At 72.2% G+C, this 15239-nt stretch carries 15 protein-coding genes; 8 read left to right on the forward strand and 7 right to left on the reverse strand.

Going from position 1 to position 15239, the window contains the following annotated elements; all coding sequences use genetic code 11:
• A partial coding sequence (locus ACE3T5_RS18245; protein WP_374669530.1) for a peroxidase-related enzyme occupies nt 1–398 on the reverse strand: 398 nt, incomplete at its 3' end.
• 91 nt (nt 399–489) lie between these two features.
• On the opposite strand from ACE3T5_RS18245, the gene ACE3T5_RS18250 reads away from it, so the two are divergent.
• Together ACE3T5_RS18250 and ACE3T5_RS18255 are read left to right on the forward strand one after the other, a co-directional pair.
• A complete protein-coding gene (locus ACE3T5_RS18250; protein WP_374669531.1) occupies nt 490–876 on the forward strand; it encodes a carboxymuconolactone decarboxylase family protein in 387 nt (128 codons plus the stop codon).
• A gap of 3 nt (nt 877–879) precedes the next feature.
• Entirely contained in the window at nt 880–1992 is a 1113-nt protein-coding gene (locus ACE3T5_RS18255) for a serine hydrolase domain-containing protein (protein WP_374669532.1), read from the forward strand.
• 6 nt (nt 1993–1998) lie between these two features.
• Here the strand turns inward: ACE3T5_RS18255 and ACE3T5_RS18260 are convergent, their stop codons facing one another.
• Nucleotides 1999–2544, reverse strand: a complete 546-nt coding sequence (locus ACE3T5_RS18260; protein ID WP_374669533.1) for a LuxR C-terminal-related transcriptional regulator — start codon at nt 2542–2544, stop codon at nt 1999–2001.
• Nucleotides 2545–2681: 137 nt separating this feature from the next.
• On the opposite strand from ACE3T5_RS18260, the gene ACE3T5_RS18265 reads away from it, so the two are divergent.
• The 3 genes from ACE3T5_RS18265 to ACE3T5_RS18275 are packed head-to-tail and all read left to right on the forward strand — an operon-like array spanning nt 2682 to nt 5436.
• Nucleotides 2682–3386 (forward strand): CoA transferase subunit A, encoded by a 705-nt coding sequence (locus tag ACE3T5_RS18265; protein WP_374669534.1) that lies wholly within the window; start codon nt 2682–2684, stop codon nt 3384–3386.
• A gap of 10 nt (nt 3387–3396) precedes the next feature.
• Nucleotides 3397–4038 (forward strand): CoA transferase subunit B, encoded by a 642-nt coding sequence (locus ACE3T5_RS18270; RefSeq protein ID WP_374669535.1) that lies wholly within the window; start codon nt 3397–3399, stop codon nt 4036–4038.
• A 9-nt stretch (nt 4039–4047) separates the two neighbouring features.
• Nucleotides 4048–5436, forward strand: coding sequence for a CoA transferase (locus tag ACE3T5_RS18275; protein WP_374669536.1), 1389 nt, complete (start codon nt 4048–4050; stop codon nt 5434–5436).
• A 12-nt stretch (nt 5437–5448) separates the two neighbouring features.
• Here ACE3T5_RS18275 and ACE3T5_RS18280 read toward each other — a convergent pair whose 3' ends face one another.
• From ACE3T5_RS18280 to ACE3T5_RS18300, 5 genes are all read right to left on the reverse strand, one after another.
• Entirely contained in the window at nt 5449–6312 is an 864-nt protein-coding gene (locus ACE3T5_RS18280; protein WP_374669537.1) for a DMT family transporter, read from the reverse strand.
• Nucleotides 6313–6563: 251 nt separating this feature from the next.
• Nucleotides 6564–7355 carry an FkbM family methyltransferase gene (locus ACE3T5_RS18285; protein WP_374669538.1) on the reverse strand — a complete coding sequence of 264 codons (792 nt, stop codon included), beginning with the start codon at nt 7353–7355 and terminating at the stop codon, nt 6564–6566.
• A gap of 69 nt (nt 7356–7424) precedes the next feature.
• Complete coding sequence (locus ACE3T5_RS18290; RefSeq protein WP_374669539.1) at nt 7425–9440, reverse strand: FAD-dependent oxidoreductase; 2016 nt, start codon at nt 9438–9440, stop codon at nt 7425–7427.
• Between the two features lie 40 nt (nt 9441–9480).
• Nucleotides 9481–10104 carry a DNA-3-methyladenine glycosylase gene (locus ACE3T5_RS18295; protein ID WP_374669540.1) on the reverse strand — a complete coding sequence of 208 codons (624 nt, stop codon included), beginning with the start codon at nt 10102–10104 and terminating at the stop codon, nt 9481–9483.
• Nucleotides 10097–11950 (reverse strand): ABC transporter ATP-binding protein, encoded by a 1854-nt coding sequence (locus ACE3T5_RS18300; RefSeq protein WP_374669541.1) that lies wholly within the window; start codon nt 11948–11950, stop codon nt 10097–10099. The genes ACE3T5_RS18295 and ACE3T5_RS18300 overlap by 8 nt, the downstream gene beginning before the upstream one ends.
• Before the next feature lie 375 nt (nt 11951–12325).
• Between ACE3T5_RS18300 and imuA the strand changes: the two genes are divergently transcribed.
• From imuA to ACE3T5_RS18315, 3 genes are all read left to right on the forward strand, one after another.
• Nucleotides 12326–13117, forward strand: coding sequence for a translesion DNA synthesis-associated protein ImuA (gene imuA, locus ACE3T5_RS18305; protein ID WP_374669542.1), 792 nt, complete (start codon nt 12326–12328; stop codon nt 13115–13117).
• Complete coding sequence (locus ACE3T5_RS18310; protein ID WP_374669543.1) at nt 13083–14366, forward strand: DNA polymerase Y family protein; 1284 nt, start codon at nt 13083–13085, stop codon at nt 14364–14366. Before imuA ends, ACE3T5_RS18310 begins: the two co-directional genes overlap by 35 nt.
• A 15-nt stretch (nt 14367–14381) precedes the next feature.
• The coding region (locus ACE3T5_RS18315) for a PHP domain-containing protein (protein ID WP_374669544.1) at nt 14382–15239 on the forward strand (858 nt) is incomplete at its 3' end.

Consider the following 15239-nt stretch of genomic DNA (forward strand, 5'->3'; position numbering starts at 1 on the left):
CAGACCTTCATCGCGAAGTCGAGCATGGCGCGCTGGCGCGGCGGGATGTCGGCCTTGCGGTAGTTCACCGCCACCTGGTCGGCCACCAGCGGCTTCTTCTCGTAGATGCGCAGGATCGCGCCGTGCGCCACCACGCAGTACAGGCACTGATTGGCCGCGCTGGTGGCGGTGACGATCATCTCGCGCTCGCCCTTGGTCAGGCCGCTGGCGCGGCCGGTCGTCTCCGGCGTCATCAGCGCGTCGTGGTAGGCGAAGAAGGCGCGCCACTCGGCCGGCCGGCGGGCGAGCGCCAGGAACACGTTGGGCACGAAGCCGCTCTTTTCCTGCACCTCCAGGATGCGCTGGCGCAGGTCTTCGGGCAGGTCCTTCAGTTCGGCCAGGGGATAGCGTTGGCTCATGGGGTACTCCTCGTCATGCATCGGCGATGCGCCAAGGGTAGCAGGGCCGCGTATGCTGGCGGCCATCGCTTCAACGCCCGAGGATCCGCCCATGCCCGCTCCCCTTTCCGACCACCCCGAGACCCAGGCCGGCCTGGCCACCCGCCGCGCCGTGCTGGGCGATGCCTACGTGCAGGGCGCCCTGGACCGCTCCACCCCCTTCACCGCGCCGCTGCAGGAGCTGGTGACGCGCCATGCCTGGGGCAACACCTGGCAGCGCGACGGCATCGACCTGAAGACGCGCAGCATCGTCACCGTGTCCATGCTGGTGGCCCTGGGCCGCATGCACGAGCTGAAGATCCACGTGCGCGGCGCGCTCAACAACGGCGTGACGCCGGCGGAACTGCAGGAGATCTTCCTGCATGCCAGCGTGTACTGCGGCTTCCCGGCGGCGGTGGACGCGTTCCGCAGCGCCTCCGAGGTGATCGACGCGGGCTGACCCATGGCCAGCGCCGCCCCGCCGCTGACGCGTCGCGCCTGCCTGCGCGCCGCGGCGGCGGCGGCCTGGTGCGCCGCGCCGTGGACGGTGCGCGCGCAGCCGGGGGGTGTCGACGCCCTGCGCGCGGGGCTTGCGCGGGAACTGGCCGGCCCCGAGCAGCGCATCCGCGCGCTGGCGGTGCAGCGCGACGGCGAAGTGCTGTTCGAGCATCACCGCGCGGGCCTGCGCCCGGATGCCTGGCACGATGTGCGCTCCGTCACCAAGTCGGTGGTGTCGCTGCTGGCTGGCGCCGCCATCGCGCAGGGCAGGCTCGGCCTGCCTGATCAACCCCTTGCCGGGCTGCTGGCCGAGGCGGCCGATCCCACACAGGAGGCCGGCGTGCGCTCGCTCACCTGGGCGCACTGCCTGTCGCTGGCCACCGGCTACGCGCCGGTGGCACCGGTGGAGAGCGCCGACTACGGCCGCTTCCTCGACTGGTTTCATCGCCCCGATGGCCTGGCACTCTCGTTGCGACGCCCGTTCGCGCATGCACCGGGCACGCGCTGGCATTACAGCAATGCCGACTCGCAGATCGCGGGTCTGGTCGTGGTGCGCGCCATCGGCCGCACCGCGCCGCCCGAGCGGGGCGAGGGGCAGGGCTTCCTCGCCTGGGCGCGAGAGACGCTGCTGGCGCCCATCGGCGCCGCCGACGCGACATGGACCACCAACTCGATCGACATCCCCAACTGCGCCGCGGGCCTGCATCTGCGTCTGCGCGACCTGCTGGCGCTGGGCCAGCTGGTGGTGGACCAGGGCCGCTGGCAAGGCCGGCCGATCGTCGATGCGACCTACCTCGCCCAGGCCACGCAGCGGCGCATCGACACCACGCAGCCGCTGCGCGGCGGCTTCATCGGCTATGGCTGGCTGTGGTGGACCGCGCCCACGCCCGACGGGGCGGACCAGGCCACCTATGCCGTGGGCTATGGCGGCCAGTACATCTACGTGGTGCCCAGCCGGCGCATCGTGCTGGCCGCCACCAGCGAGGTGGGCGATGCGGACCACCCTCGTGGCAGCGGGCGCACCGGCCGCGTGCTGCGCGACTGGGCGCTGCCCCTGGCACTGGCTTCGACGAAGTAGGCGCCCTCAGGCGCCGGCCATCAGCTTGTGCACCAGGTCCGCCGTGGTGCTGGCCTTGTACTTGCGCATCAGGCGCGCGCGGTAGATCTCCACCGTGCGGTGGCTGATGGCGAGCGTCTTGCCGATCTCCTTGCTGGTCATGCCGTCCAGCAGGCGCGCCGCCACTTCACGCTCGCGGGCCGTCAGCTCCGCCTTCACCGGCCGCTGCGCGCTCAGGTCCTCGAAGGCCCAGATGCCGGATTCATGCGGCGCCGCGCGGTTGAGCGCGCGGCCGGTCACGTGGCACCAGAACAAATCGCCATTGGCGCGCTTCATGATGCGGTCGTCGCCGTAGTGGCCCTTGGCGTTCAGGATGGGGGTCATGCGGGCACCCAGGCGCTCGTACTCGTCCACGCTGGGGTAGAGCACCAGGAACGACTGGCCTACGAGCAGTTCGCGCGACCAGCCGAACATCTCGCACAACTGCACGTTGCAGTCCACGATGCTGCGGTTGCGCGAGACACACAGCCCGACCGGGGCCAGCTCGAACGCGAGGCGGTAATCGACGTCCATCAGGGCTGGTCTTTACGAGTTACTACGTAGCAATTTAGGTAGTATCGTAACCGTCGATCCGGCCCATGGCGAGCCCGGGTCCGCCGCCGGGCTGGCGCAGGCCCCGCGGGCAGCCCCCTACCCAGCAGGAGATACGCGTGAACAAGATCTATCCCAGCGCTGCGGCGGCCCTCGAGGGCGTCGTGCGCAGCGGCCAGTTGCTGGCCGTCGGCGGCTTCGGCCTGTGCGGCATCCCGGAGGCGCTGATCGAGGCGCTCAAGGCGAGCGGCGTCAAGGACCTGACCGTCATCTCGAACAACGCGGGCGTCGACGGCTTCGGCCTGGGCAAGCTGCTGGAGACGCGGCAGATCAAGAAGATGATCTCCTCCTACGTGGGCGAGAACAAGGAGTTCGAGCGCCAGTACCTGGCCGGCGAGCTGGAGCTGGAGTTCACCCCCCAGGGCACGCTGGCCGAGAAGCTGCGCGCCGGCGGCGCGGGCATTCCCGCGTTCTTCACCAAGACCGGTGTCGGCACCATCGTGGCCGACGGCAAGGAGCTGCGCGAGTTCGACGGCGAGACCTACGTGATGGAGCGCTCCCTGGTGCCCGACGTGGCGCTGGTCAAGGCCGACGTGGCCGACCGCTCCGGCAACCTGCGCTTCAACCTCACCGCGCGCAACTTCAACCCGGCCGCCGCCATGGCCGGCAAGATCTGCATCGTGGAGGTGGAGCGCATCGTGGCCACGGGCGAGATCGCCCCGGACGACGTGCACCTGCCGGGCATCTACGTGCACCGCATCGTGCACAACCCCACGCCCGAGAAGCGCATCGAGAAGCTGACCACCCGTCCCCGCAAAGTTTGAGGAGAGCACCATGCCCTGGACCCAAGACCAGATGGCCGCGCGCGCGGCCCAGGAACTGCAGGACGGCTTCTACGTGAACCTCGGCATCGGCATCCCGACGCTGGTGGCCAACCATGTGCCCGATCACATCGAGGTGTGGCTGCAGAGCGAGAACGGCATGCTGGGCATCGGCCCCTTTCCGTATGAGGACGAGGTGGACGCCGACCTCATCAACGCCGGCAAGCAGACCGTCACCACCATCAAGGGCAGCTCGATCTTCGGCAGCCATGACAGCTTCGCGATGATCCGCGGCGGCAAGATCAACCTGTCCATCCTCGGCGCCATGCAGGTCACCGACAAGGGCGACCTGGCCAACTGGATGATCCCCGGCAAGATGGTCAAGGGCATGGGCGGCGCGATGGACCTGGTGGCCGGCGTCAAGCGAGTCATCGTGCTGATGGAGCACGTGGCGAAGAAGAAGGACGGCACCGAGGACCTGAAGATCCTGCCCCAGTGCACCCTGCCGCTCACCGGCCAGGGCGTGGTGGACCGGATCATCACCGACCTGGGCGTGTTCGACGTCACGCCTGCCGGCCTGAAGGTGGTGGAACTCGCGCCCGAGGTCAGCCTCGAGTTCGTGCAGTCCAAGACCGGCGTGCCGCTGCTTTCGTAGAAGGCTGGGGTGACCAGCGGGAACCCCAGCGATGCACTGGCCGCCTTGTGGCGGCTGGCTGACCTGCCGCCGGCGGCCCTGTCCGAGGCCCACCTCACCGGAGCCGATCCCGTCTGGCCTTCGTCCTTCGCCGTCGGCGCCGCGGCGCAATCCACCATCGCTGCAGCCGCGCTCGCGGCCTGCGAACTGGGCCACCAGCGCGGCCAGCCGCGCCAGGCCGTGCACGTGGACATCGCCCATGCCACCGCCGAGTGCCTGGGCTGGTTCCGCATCGACGGCCGCGTGCCCGACCTCTGGGACCCGTTCTCCGGCCTGTACCGCACCCGCGATGGCTGGGTGCGCATCCACGCCAACTTCGCGCACCACCGTGAGGGCGCGCTGCGGCTGCTGGGGCTGAATCCGGCCACCGCCGAGCGCGCCGATGCAGAGCGCGCGTTGCTCGGCTGGGACGCGCTGGCCTACGAGCAGGCCAGCGCCGAGGCCGGCCTGGTGGCCTCGGCCCTGCGCAGCTTCGCGCAATGGGATGCCACGGAGGCGGCGCGCGCCATCGCCGCGCAGCCCCTCTTCACCTTCACCCGCATCGGTGAGGCCGATCCCTTGCCCTTGCCGCCGCTCGGCGCCGAGCAGCGGTCCCTGGCTGGCGTGCGCGTGCTGGATCTCACACGCATCCTGGCCGGTCCGGTGGGTGGCCGCGCGCTCGCGGCCTACGGGGCCGACGTGATGCTCGTGAATTCGCCGCACCTGCCGAACATCGACGCCATCGCCGACACCAGCCGCGGCAAGCGCTCGGTGCATGTGGACCTGCGTTCGCCTGAAGGACGTGCCACGATGGATGCCCTGGTGCAAGGCGCGCAGGTCTTCGTGCAGGGCTATCGCCCGGGCGCGCTGGCCGGGCTCGGCTACAGCGCGGAGGCACTCGCGGCCGCACGGCCCGGCATGGTGTGCGTCTCGCTCTCGGCCTACGGCACGCAGGGGCCCTGGGCCGGCCGGCGCGGCTTCGATTCACTGGTGCAGACGGCCACCGGCTTCAACCTGGCCGCGGCCGCGGCCGCCGGCACGCCCGACAAGCCGCGTGCGCTGCCGATGCAGATCCTCGACGAGGCGACCGGCTACCTCATGGCCTTCGGCGCAGCGGCGGCCCTGCGCCGCCAGCAGCGAGAAGGCGGCTCCTGGCATGTGCAGGTCTCGCTGGTGCAGACCGGCCACTGGCTGCGTTCGCTCGGCTGCGTGGCTGGCGGGTTCGACGTCAAGCCGCCGTCGCTGGAGCCGTGGATCGAGTCGCACGCCAGCGGCTTCGGCCTGCTCGATGGTCTGCGCCACAGCGCGCAGCTCGCCCGCACGCCGGCCGGCTGGGACCGGCCGTCGCAGCCACCAGGGACGGACGCGCCGCGCTGGTAGGTCGGCGTTCCGTCACACCCGCCGGAACACCATCACCAGCCCGCCCACGATGGCGGCCATGCCCGCCAGCGCGAGCGGCGCGAGGACATGGCCGAAGACTAAGGCGTCCAGCAACGCGGTGCCAGCGGGCACCAGGTAGAACAGGCTCGTCACGTCCACCACATTGCCGCGGGCCAGCAGCTGATAAAGCAGCAGCGTGCCCGCCACCGAGATCGGAATGCCGAGCCAGGCCACGGTGACAGCGAGCTGCCAGTTCCAGTCCACCCGCACCGCCTCGAAGGGCAGCAGGCAAAGGCAGACGACCAGCCCCATCGCCAGTTGCAGCGGCATCACGGCCAGCGGCGGCTGATCCAGGCGCTTCTGCTGCAGCGTGCCCCAGGTCATGGCGCCCAGCGCGGCGAGCGCGAAGCCCAGGCCGAGCGGATGGAAGCGGGACTGCACGAGGCTGTCGAACACCACCAGCGCGAGCCCGGTCAGCGCCACCAGCAGCCCGGCGATGCGGCGGCCGGCCAGCGGCCGCTCGGTCAGCGCGAGGGTGAGCAGCGGCTGCACGCCGAGCACGGTGGCCAGCACGCCGGGTGTCAGGCCGCGGTCCAGTGCGAGGAAGTAGCAGGCCGGGTAGGCGCCCGCCAGCAGCAGGCCGCTGCAGGCCACCCGGCCGGCGCTGCCCGGTTGCGGGCGCAACCGGTGGCCGGCCAGTGCGAGCAGGCCGAGGAAGGCGAGCGCCACGACGAAGCGCAGCACGAGAAAGGCGAAGGGGCTGGCGTGCGCCAGGCCCCAGCGCGCGAAGAGCGCGCCGCTGCTCCAGAGCAGCACGAAGGCGGCCGTGGGGGCGACTCGCACGAGCGCGCCCGCGGCGGCGGGAGAGACTTGCATGATCAGGGTTCCTGTGGGACGGACCGGTGCGCCCCGGCACCGGCGCACGCCCGGCACAGGCGCGCACCTTCACGCGCTGCGGGTGCGGCGCGGTCCGGGGAACGGGGGACGGTTCAGCGTGCGGCGGGCGGCGGGTTGCCGGCGCGCACGGTCACCACGGGAGGGGCGATCATGGACATGGTGCGGAGCATAGCGCAGCCTGCCCGCAGGGGGGCGCCGCAACCGCCCCGGCGTTGCCACCGAGCAGACGCCTATGCCGGCCGCCGATGCACGTCTTCCCACCATTCACTGACATCCGCCACCTTGCGCATGAGCGGGAACATCATCGGGCGCTCCTTCGGCGTGGCGACGACCATGGGCGACACCAGGCGCTTGCCCCCGTGCAGCAGGTCCGCGTGGCCGAAGAAGTTGCCCGCCCGCGTGAGCGGCGTGATGTGCCAATGCATGTCGTAGCCGAGGTCGCGCACGTGGCTGAGCAAGGGGGGCGACAGCGCCCGCTTCTCATTCTCGAAGTAGATCACCGGGCGGAAGCGGTTGATCGTCTGTTCAGCGCTCTGGATGACGCCCAGCTCGCGCCCATCGGTGTCGATCTTGATCAGCCGGCAGGCCGGGACATCGAGCGCATCGATCGGGATGAGAGGGGGTGCCCAGACCGCGGACACATAGCCGTGCCTGCCCCAGTCACCATCGGTGCTCGTGTGGGGGTCCGCGGTCACGAATGCGTTGACGGGCTTGACGTTCGACAGGCCGTTCAGGGCCAGGTTCGCGCAGAGGACCTGGAAGGTTTCCGCGTGCGACTCCACCGCGTAGACACGGCCGGCGGCTCCGACCCGGTTCGCGAGCGGCACCGTGAAGCTGCCGATGTTGGCGCCGACGTCGATGACCGTGTCGCCGGGTTCGATCAGCTTGCACATGAGATCGACCTCGCCCTCGCTGAACTCCCCGTAGAGTTCGAAGCAACGGCCGATGAACGGGCCGGACGGCCCGTTGAACAACATCCAGCCGTGCCGGCACCGCTTGAGCGTGAGTTTTCCGAATTGCATGAGAAGTCCAGCCTGGGATTCGCAGCGTTTATAGCGCCTTCGCCGCCCGGGCCGCGGCGCGGTGCCGCCCTACAGCGCCAGCGCCAGCCGCGTCGCCTGGTCGATCGCCCGCAGCGCGTCCAGCTCGGCCGCCCGCTCGGCGCCGCCGATCACGTGCGTGCGCACGCCGAGCGCGATCAGCTCATCGGCCAATGAGCGCTCCGACTCCTGCCCGGCACAGAGGACCACATGGTCCACGGCGAGCACGCGACGCTCGCCGTTCACGGTGTAGTGCAGGCCGGCATCGTCGATGGCGTCGTAGGTGGCGCCGGCCGTCATGGCCACGTTCGCCTTGCGCAGGCGGGCCTTGAGGATCCAGCCGGTGGATTTGCCGAGCGTGCGGCCCAGCGTGCCGGGGCTGCGCTGCAACATGAAGACCTCACGCGCGGGCGTGGGCGCGGCGGCCGCCACCACGCCGCCCGGCGCGGTGATGCGCGTGTCCACGCCCCAGGCGCGCTGAAACACGGCCGGGTCGGTGGATTCCGCCGGGTCGCCGAGCAGGAACTCGGCCACGTCGAAGCCGATGCCACCGGCCCCGATGATCGCCACGCGGCGGCCCACCACGGCGCTGCGCGCGAGCACGTCCACATAGCTCAGCACCTTGGGGTGGTCCACGCCCGGGATGTCGGGCCGGCGGGGCACCACACCCGTGGCGATCACCACCTCGTCGAAGCCGCCCCGGGCCAGCTCGCCCGCCGTCACGCGATGGCCCGTACGCACCGTCACGCCCGTGCGCTGCAGCTTCACGCGGAAGTGGCGCAGCATCTCGTCGAACTCGCTCTTGCCGGGCACGCGACGCGCCATCAGCAGTTGCCCGCCCACGGTGTCGCCGGCCTCGAACAGCGTGACGGCGTGGCCACGCAGCGCGGCCTCGGTCGCGAAGGCCAGGCCGGCCGGCCCGCCGCCGACCACGGCGATGCGGCGCGGCGCGGGCATCGGACGCGGCTGGAACTCGATCTCGCGGCCCGCGCGCGGATTGACCAGGCAGGTGGCCGTGCGCTCGGTGAAGATGTGGTCCAGGCAGGCCTGGTTGCAGGCGATGCAGGTGTTGATCTCCTCGGCGCGGTCCTCGCGCGTCTTGCGCGCGAAGGCGGGGTCGGCCAGCAGGGGACGGGCCATCGACACCAGGTCGGCCACGCCGCCGGCGATCAGCGCCTCGGCCACCTCCGGCGTGTTGATGCGGTTGGAGGCCATCACGGGGATGCGCACGGCCTGCTTCACGTTGCGGATCGCGTCGACCCACGCCGCGCGGGGCACGGCCGCGGCGATGGTGGGCACGGCAGCCTCGTGCCAGCCGATGCCCGTGTTCAGCAGGTCGGCGCCGGCTTCGGCCACCCGCTGCGCCAGCGTGGCGATCTCCGGCGCGGTGAGGCCGCCTTCCACCAGGTCGATGGCGGAGATCCGGTAGATGATCATGAAGTCCGCGCTCACCGCGGCCCGCGCCGCGCGCACGATCTCCAGCGGGAAACGGATGCGATGCTCGAACGGGCCGCCGAACGCGTCGTCGCGGCCGTTCGTGACGGCGGCGGTGAACTCGTTGATGAGGTAGCCCTCGGAGCCCATGATCTCCACGCCGGCATAGCCCGCCTGCTCGGCCAGCGAAGCGGTGCGGGCATAGGCGGCGATGGTGTCCCACACCTCCTGCGTGGAGAGCGCGCGCGGCGTGTGCGTGTTGATGCGGGCCTTGCGGGCCGAAGGCGCCACGCAGCTCGCCACCTTGGCGTAGCGCCCCGCATGCAGGATCTGCAGCACGATGGGGCTGCCGGCCTCGCGCACGGCGCGGGTGATGACGCGGTGGTCGGCCAGCTGCGAAGGGCTGTCCAGCACCAGGCCGCCCTCGTCGATCACGCCCTCGGGCACGGGCGCGTAGCCGCCCGTGAGCACCAGACCGATCTCGCCGCGGGCGCGTTCGGCGTAGAACGCGGCCAGGCGCTCGAGCGGCCGGTCCAGCGTCTCCAGCCGGGTGTGCATCGCCCCCATGACCATGCGGTTGCGAAGGGTCGTGCCTGCGATGCGCAGGGGCTCCAGCAGATGAGGGTAGGGCATCGTTCTTTCGGCGGGCGGCCCGCCACCGGGCCAGCCCCGGTTATACGTCGTCCCGTCCGTCGCGCAGCGGCCGGCTCAGGTGGCGCGAGCCGGCGAGCGCGAAGCGCCAGGGCCGCTCCACCGCCTTGCGGATGCCGATGCGCGGCCCCGTGAGGACCGCCACGGGTTCAGGCGCGGCCAGCAGGCGGAACGGCGCGCGGTCCAGCCGCAGGCCGTCGTGCTCGCGCGTGATGCCCAGCGCCTGCGCCAGCCGCCCGGGGCCGGCGCACAGCAGCCGCTCCTCCGCCACCCCGCGCCGCGTGCGCATGCGGTCCAGGCCATGGGTCGGTTCCAGCGCGCGGATCAGCACGGCGGCGCCATGGCCGGCCTCGCGGCAGACGAAATTGAGGCACCAGTGCATGCCATACGAGCGGTACACGTAGGCATGGCCGGGCGGGCCGAACATCGCGCGGTTGCGCTCGGTCGGGCCGCCGTGGCTGTGCGAAGCCGGGTCGTCGGGCGTGTAGGCCTCGGTCTCCACGATCACGCCGCCCACGCCCTCCACCAGCAGCGTGGCGCCGATCAGCGCGCGCGCGAGGTCTGGCGCGTCGCGGTCGAAGTTGGCGGCGCGCAGCAGCCGGGCGCCGGCCGCCGCGCGCGGTGCGGCGCCAGGGGCATCACGCATCGGCAGTGGCGAGGTCTTCCTCCTCCTCGCCCAGGTAGCCGCCGCTCTGGTGCGCCCACAGCCGCGCGTACAGGCCGCCGGCGGCCAGCAGCTGCGCGTGCGTGCCTTCCTCCACGATGCGGCCGGCATCCATCACCACCAGCCGGTCGAGCGCGGCGATGGTGGACAGGCGGTGCGCGATGGCGATCACCGTCTTGCCCTGCATCAGCGTCTTCAGGCTGGCCTGGATGGCGGCCTCCACCTCGGAATCGAGTGCGCTGGTGGCCTCGTCCAGCAGCAGGATGGGCGCGTCCTTCAGCATCACGCGCGCGATGGCGATGCGCTGGCGCTGGCCGCCCGAGAGCTTGACGCCGCGCTCGCCCACCTGCGCGTCGTAGCCGCGGCGGCCCTTGGGGTCGGTCAGGTCGCCGATGAAGGCGTGCGCCTGCGCGCGACGCGCGGCGGCGAGCATCTGCTCCTCGGTGGCGCCGGGGCGGCCGTAGACGATGTTGTCGCGCACCGAGCGGTGCAGCAGCGAGGTGTCCTGCGTGACCATGCCGATGCCCGTGCGCAGGCTGTCCTGCGTGACCGTGGCGATGTCCTGGCCGTCGATGAGGATGCGGCCGGCCTCCACGTCATGGAAGCGCAGCAGCAGGTTCACCAGCGTGGACTTGCCCGCCCCCGAGCGGCCGATGAGGCCGATCTTCTCGCCCGGACGTACCGTGAGGCTGAAGTCCTGCAGCACCGGCGCCTTGCCGCCGTAGGAGAAGCGCACCTGCTCGAAGCGCACCTCGCCGCGCGTCACCGCCAGCGGCTGCGCATCGGGCGCGTCCACCACCTGGCGCGGCTTGCCCAGCGTGGCCATGCCGTCCTGCACCGTGCCCACGTTCTCGAACAGGCCGGCGAAGGACCACATGATCCAGTGCGACATGCCGCCGATGCGCAGGCTCATGGCCGTCACCGCGGCCAGCGCGCCCGGGCCTACCTGGCCCTGCGACCACAGCCACAGCGCCTGGCCGGTGGCGCCCGCGAGCAGCGAGACCACCAGCACGTGGTTGGTGATCTCGAAGGCGGTGATCAGCCGGTTCTGCTCGTAGCCGATCTCGCCGGATTCGGCCAGGGCCTGGCGCAGGAAGGCGGATTCGCGCTGCGTGTGCGAGAACAGCTTGACGGTGGTGATGTTGGCGTAGGCGTCCGAGATGCGGCCGGTGACCTTGGCCTTGGCGTCGGCGTACACCTTGCCGATGCGCGCCAGGCGCGGCACGAAGTACGCGCTGGCGGCGGCGTACAGCGCCATCCAGGCCAGGAAGGGCAGCACCAGGCGCGGGTCGAAGCCGGCGGTGAGCGCGACGATGGTGACGAAGTAGGCGGCGATGCCGATCACCACCTCGATGGTGGCGAACAGCACCTCGCGCACCGCCAGGCCGGTCTGCATCACCTTGGTGGTCACGCGGCCGGCGTACTCGTCGGCGTAGAAGGCCATGCTCTGGCCCAGCATGATGCGGTGGAAGTTCCAGCGCAGGCGCAGCGGCACGTTCATGGCGAGCGTCTGCCGCTTCACCAGCGACTCCAGCGCTACCAGGGCGACGCTGGCGGCCAGCACGCCGCCGAACAGCGCGAGCGTGCCGCCGTGCTGGCTGAAGAAGCTGCCGGGCGGTGTCTGCGCGGCCCAGTCCACCACCCGGCCCAGCACCGAGAACAGCCAGGCCTCGTAGGCGGAGAGCGCGGCGCTCAGCAGCGCCAGGGCCAGCAGGTAGCCCCTCATGCCCGCGGTGCAGGCCCAGATGAAGGCGAAGAAGCCCGTGGGCGGCAGGGCCGGTTCGGCCTCGGGGTAGGGGTGCAGGAGGTTTTCGAAGCGACGGAACAAGCGGAGGTCTCCCTGGTGGGGCTGGCCGGCCGGGCAGGGGTGCGCCGCGGTCGGAGGCGCAGTTGTAGCGGAAAAGACCGCTGGCTGCTGACAGGAGCGGCGGGTGATGCGGGTTGTCCGGATTTCGTGGCGTTCGGGCGTTTGGGGGTTCGGGGTTCGGGGGGTTGGGGGTTCGTAGAAGGCTGGGGAGCAACCCCAGCGTTTTGGGTTGTGAGCCATCCCACCCCACTTGTGGAGCCGCCGGCTGCGCCCCGTGATCGCTGGGGTTGCGCTGTCGCTCCACCCCAGCCTACGAGGAATCCGCCCCATCCGACGAAGGCACCATCCCTATCCGCTCAAAACACTGTATAAATAGACAGTTTCCTGCTTTCCCCCATGCCCGCCGCCGCCCTCGCTGCCCTTGACCAACTGCCCCACGTCTGGCGCGGGCGGGCGCTGGCCACGCCGGTGGAGCGCACCGTGCCCACCGGCCATGCCGCACTGGATGCCGAACTGCCGGCCGGCGGCTGGCCGCTGGGCTGCCTGATCGAGGTGCTGCAGGCCCGCGCCACGCAGCACGTGTGGCAGCTGCTCGCGCCGGGGCTGGCGCAGGCCGCGCGCCTGCAGCCGGGGCCGGTGGTGCTGGTGCATCCGCCCTGCCTGCCCTTCACCCCCGGCCTGCGCGGCCAGGGGCTGGCGCACGAGCCGCTGCTGTGCGTGCAGGCCGAGCCGCCCGCCGCCCGCCTGTGGGCGGCGGAGCAGGCCCTGCGCTGCGGCGACGTGGGCGCGGTGCTCGCCTGGCTGCCGCGGGCCCGGGCCGAAGACCTGCGCCGCCTTCACCTGGGCGCGCAGCAGCACGGCCGCCTGCTGGTGGTGTTCCGCGGGCTGGAGGCCGCCACGCAGGCCTCGCCGGCGCGGCTGCGGCTGGTGGTGCAGGGCGCTGACCGGCTGGAGGTGCGCATCCTCAAGCGGCGCGGCCCGCCCCTGCTGCAGCCGCTGGTGCTGGGCGCGCAGCCTGCGCGGCTGGCGGCGCTGCTGGCCGCGCGGCGGCGGGGGCGCATGGGGGTGCCGGCCGTTGCGACGGCGAGTGCCACGGGCGCCATGGTCTCCGGCGCCGCCGCCTCTTCTTCCATCACGCGCCAGGGTGCCCCGCATGCACTGGATCGCCCTCTCGCCCTCGTCCGATGAGGACCGCACGGCATGGGGATGGCGCGCCTTGCAGTTCACCCCCCGTGTCGCCGCCGTCGAAGAAGCCCTGCTGCTGGAGGTGGGCGCCTCGTTGCGCCTGTTCGGCGGGCGCCAGCGGCTGCTGCGGCGGCTGCTGAAGGCCGCCGCGGTCATCCCCTGGGCCGAAGGCCCCACCTCGCTCGTCGCGCTGGCCCTGCTGCGGCTGCGGCAGGCCGGTGAGCCCGTGCCGACCCGCCTGCCGGATGACCTGCCGCTGCCCACCCTGAGCGCCGCGCGCGCGGCCCTGCCCACGCTGGCCCGCGTCGGCTGCACCACCTGGGGCGAGCTGCGTGCGCTGCCGCGCGCCGGGGTGGCGCGCCGCTTCGGCGCCGCGCTGCTGCAGGCGCTGGATGCCGCCTGGGGCGAGCGGCCCGAGCGCTACGAGTGGCTCGCGCTGCCGCAGGCCTTCAACCAGTCACTGGAGCTGCCCGCGCTGGCCACCAGCGCGCCGGATCTGCTGGCCGGCGCGCAGCGCCTGCTCACGCTGCTGGCAGCCTGGCTCGCGGCGCGCAACCGCGGCGTGCTGGCGATCGCGTTCGAGTGGCAGCTCGATCTGCGGCGGCTCGATGGCCGGCCGCTGCCGCCCTCGGAGCAGCTCGTCATCCGCACCGCGCAGCCCACGCAGGCCATGCGGCACCTGCGGCGCCTGGCGGCCGAGCAGTTCGCCCGCACCACCCTCGCCGCGCCGGCCCACACGCTGCGCCTGCGCACGCTGGAGACCGTGCCCTGGGGCGGCCTCACCACCAGCCTGCTGCCCGAGGAGCAGCGCAGCGGCGAGCGCCTGCACGAACTGGTGGAGCGGCTGAGCGTGCGCCTGGGCGAGGCCAACGTGCTGGTGGCCGAACCCCGGCAGGACTGGCGGCCCGAATGCATGCAGGCCTGGCGGCCGGCGCGGCAGGGCCTGGCCGATGGCGTGGCGGCACGCGCGCAGGACGCCGCCGACGCGCTGTATCCGCCCTGGCTGCTGCGCGAGCCGGTGCCGCTGCAGGTGAAGGCCGACAAGCCCTTCTACCTGGGGCCGCTCGCGCTGCTCACGCGCGCCCGGCGGCTGGAGGCCGCGTGGTGGGACACGGCCCAGGCCGGCCCCGTGCTGCGCGACTACTTCATCGCCCGCAGCGAGGCCGCCGGCCTGCTGTGGATCTTCCGCGAGCGCCTGGCGCCCGAGCAGCAGGCAGCGGCCCGCTGGTTCCTGCATGGCCTGTATGCGTGAGGCCGGGCTGCCGTCATGTCCCCCCTCCTGCCCGCCTACGCGGAGCTGCACTGCCTCTCCAACTTCAGCTTCCAGCGCGGCGCCTCGCACCCGCTGGAGCTGGTGCGGCGCGCGCACGAGCTGGGCTATGCCGCGCTGGCCCTGACCGATGAATGCTCGGTGGCGGGCATGGTGCGCGCGCACGCCGAGGCGAAGACGCTGGGTCTGCGGTTGCTCCCCGGTGCCGAGTTCGCGCTCGACGGCTTCCGGCTGGTGGCGCTGGCGCGCGACGCGGCGAGCTGGGGTGACCTGTGCGAGTTCATCTCCGCCTGCCGCATGGCCGCGCCCAAGGGCGAGTACCGCTGCACCCGGGCCGAGGGGCGCTGGTCACTGCTGGCCAGCTGTGAACTGCTGGTGTGCCCGATGCGCCCGCCGCAGAACGGGGCCCCGCCACGGCCGGACGCAGCGGGCACGGCGCCTGCCACGCCCGACGCCATCACCGCCATCGCCGAACGCGCCGCCTGGGCGCAGACACTGGCCCCGGGCCACGCCTGGCTGGCGGCGGAGCTGCTTCTCGAAGGCGACGACGAGCTGTGGCTCGACACGCTGCAGCGCGCCGGTGATGCGGCGGGCGTGCCGCTGGTGGCCGCCGGCGACGTGCACATGCACGCCCGCTCGCGCAAGCCGCTGCAGGACGTGATCACCGCCGTGCGGCTGGGCCGGCCGGTGGCCGAGTGCGGCTTCGCGCTGCAGGGCAACGCCGAGCGGCACCTGCGCCATCGCATGCGGCTGGCTGCGCTGTACCCGCCCGAGCTGCTGGCGCGCACGCTGGAGGTGGCCGCGCGCTGCCGCTTCAGCCTGGACGAGATCCGCTACCAGTACCCGCGCGAGACG

The sequence above is a fragment of the Ramlibacter sp. genome (assembly GCF_041916345.1).
Taxonomy (GTDB): Bacteria; Pseudomonadota; Gammaproteobacteria; order Burkholderiales; family Burkholderiaceae_C; genus Ramlibacter.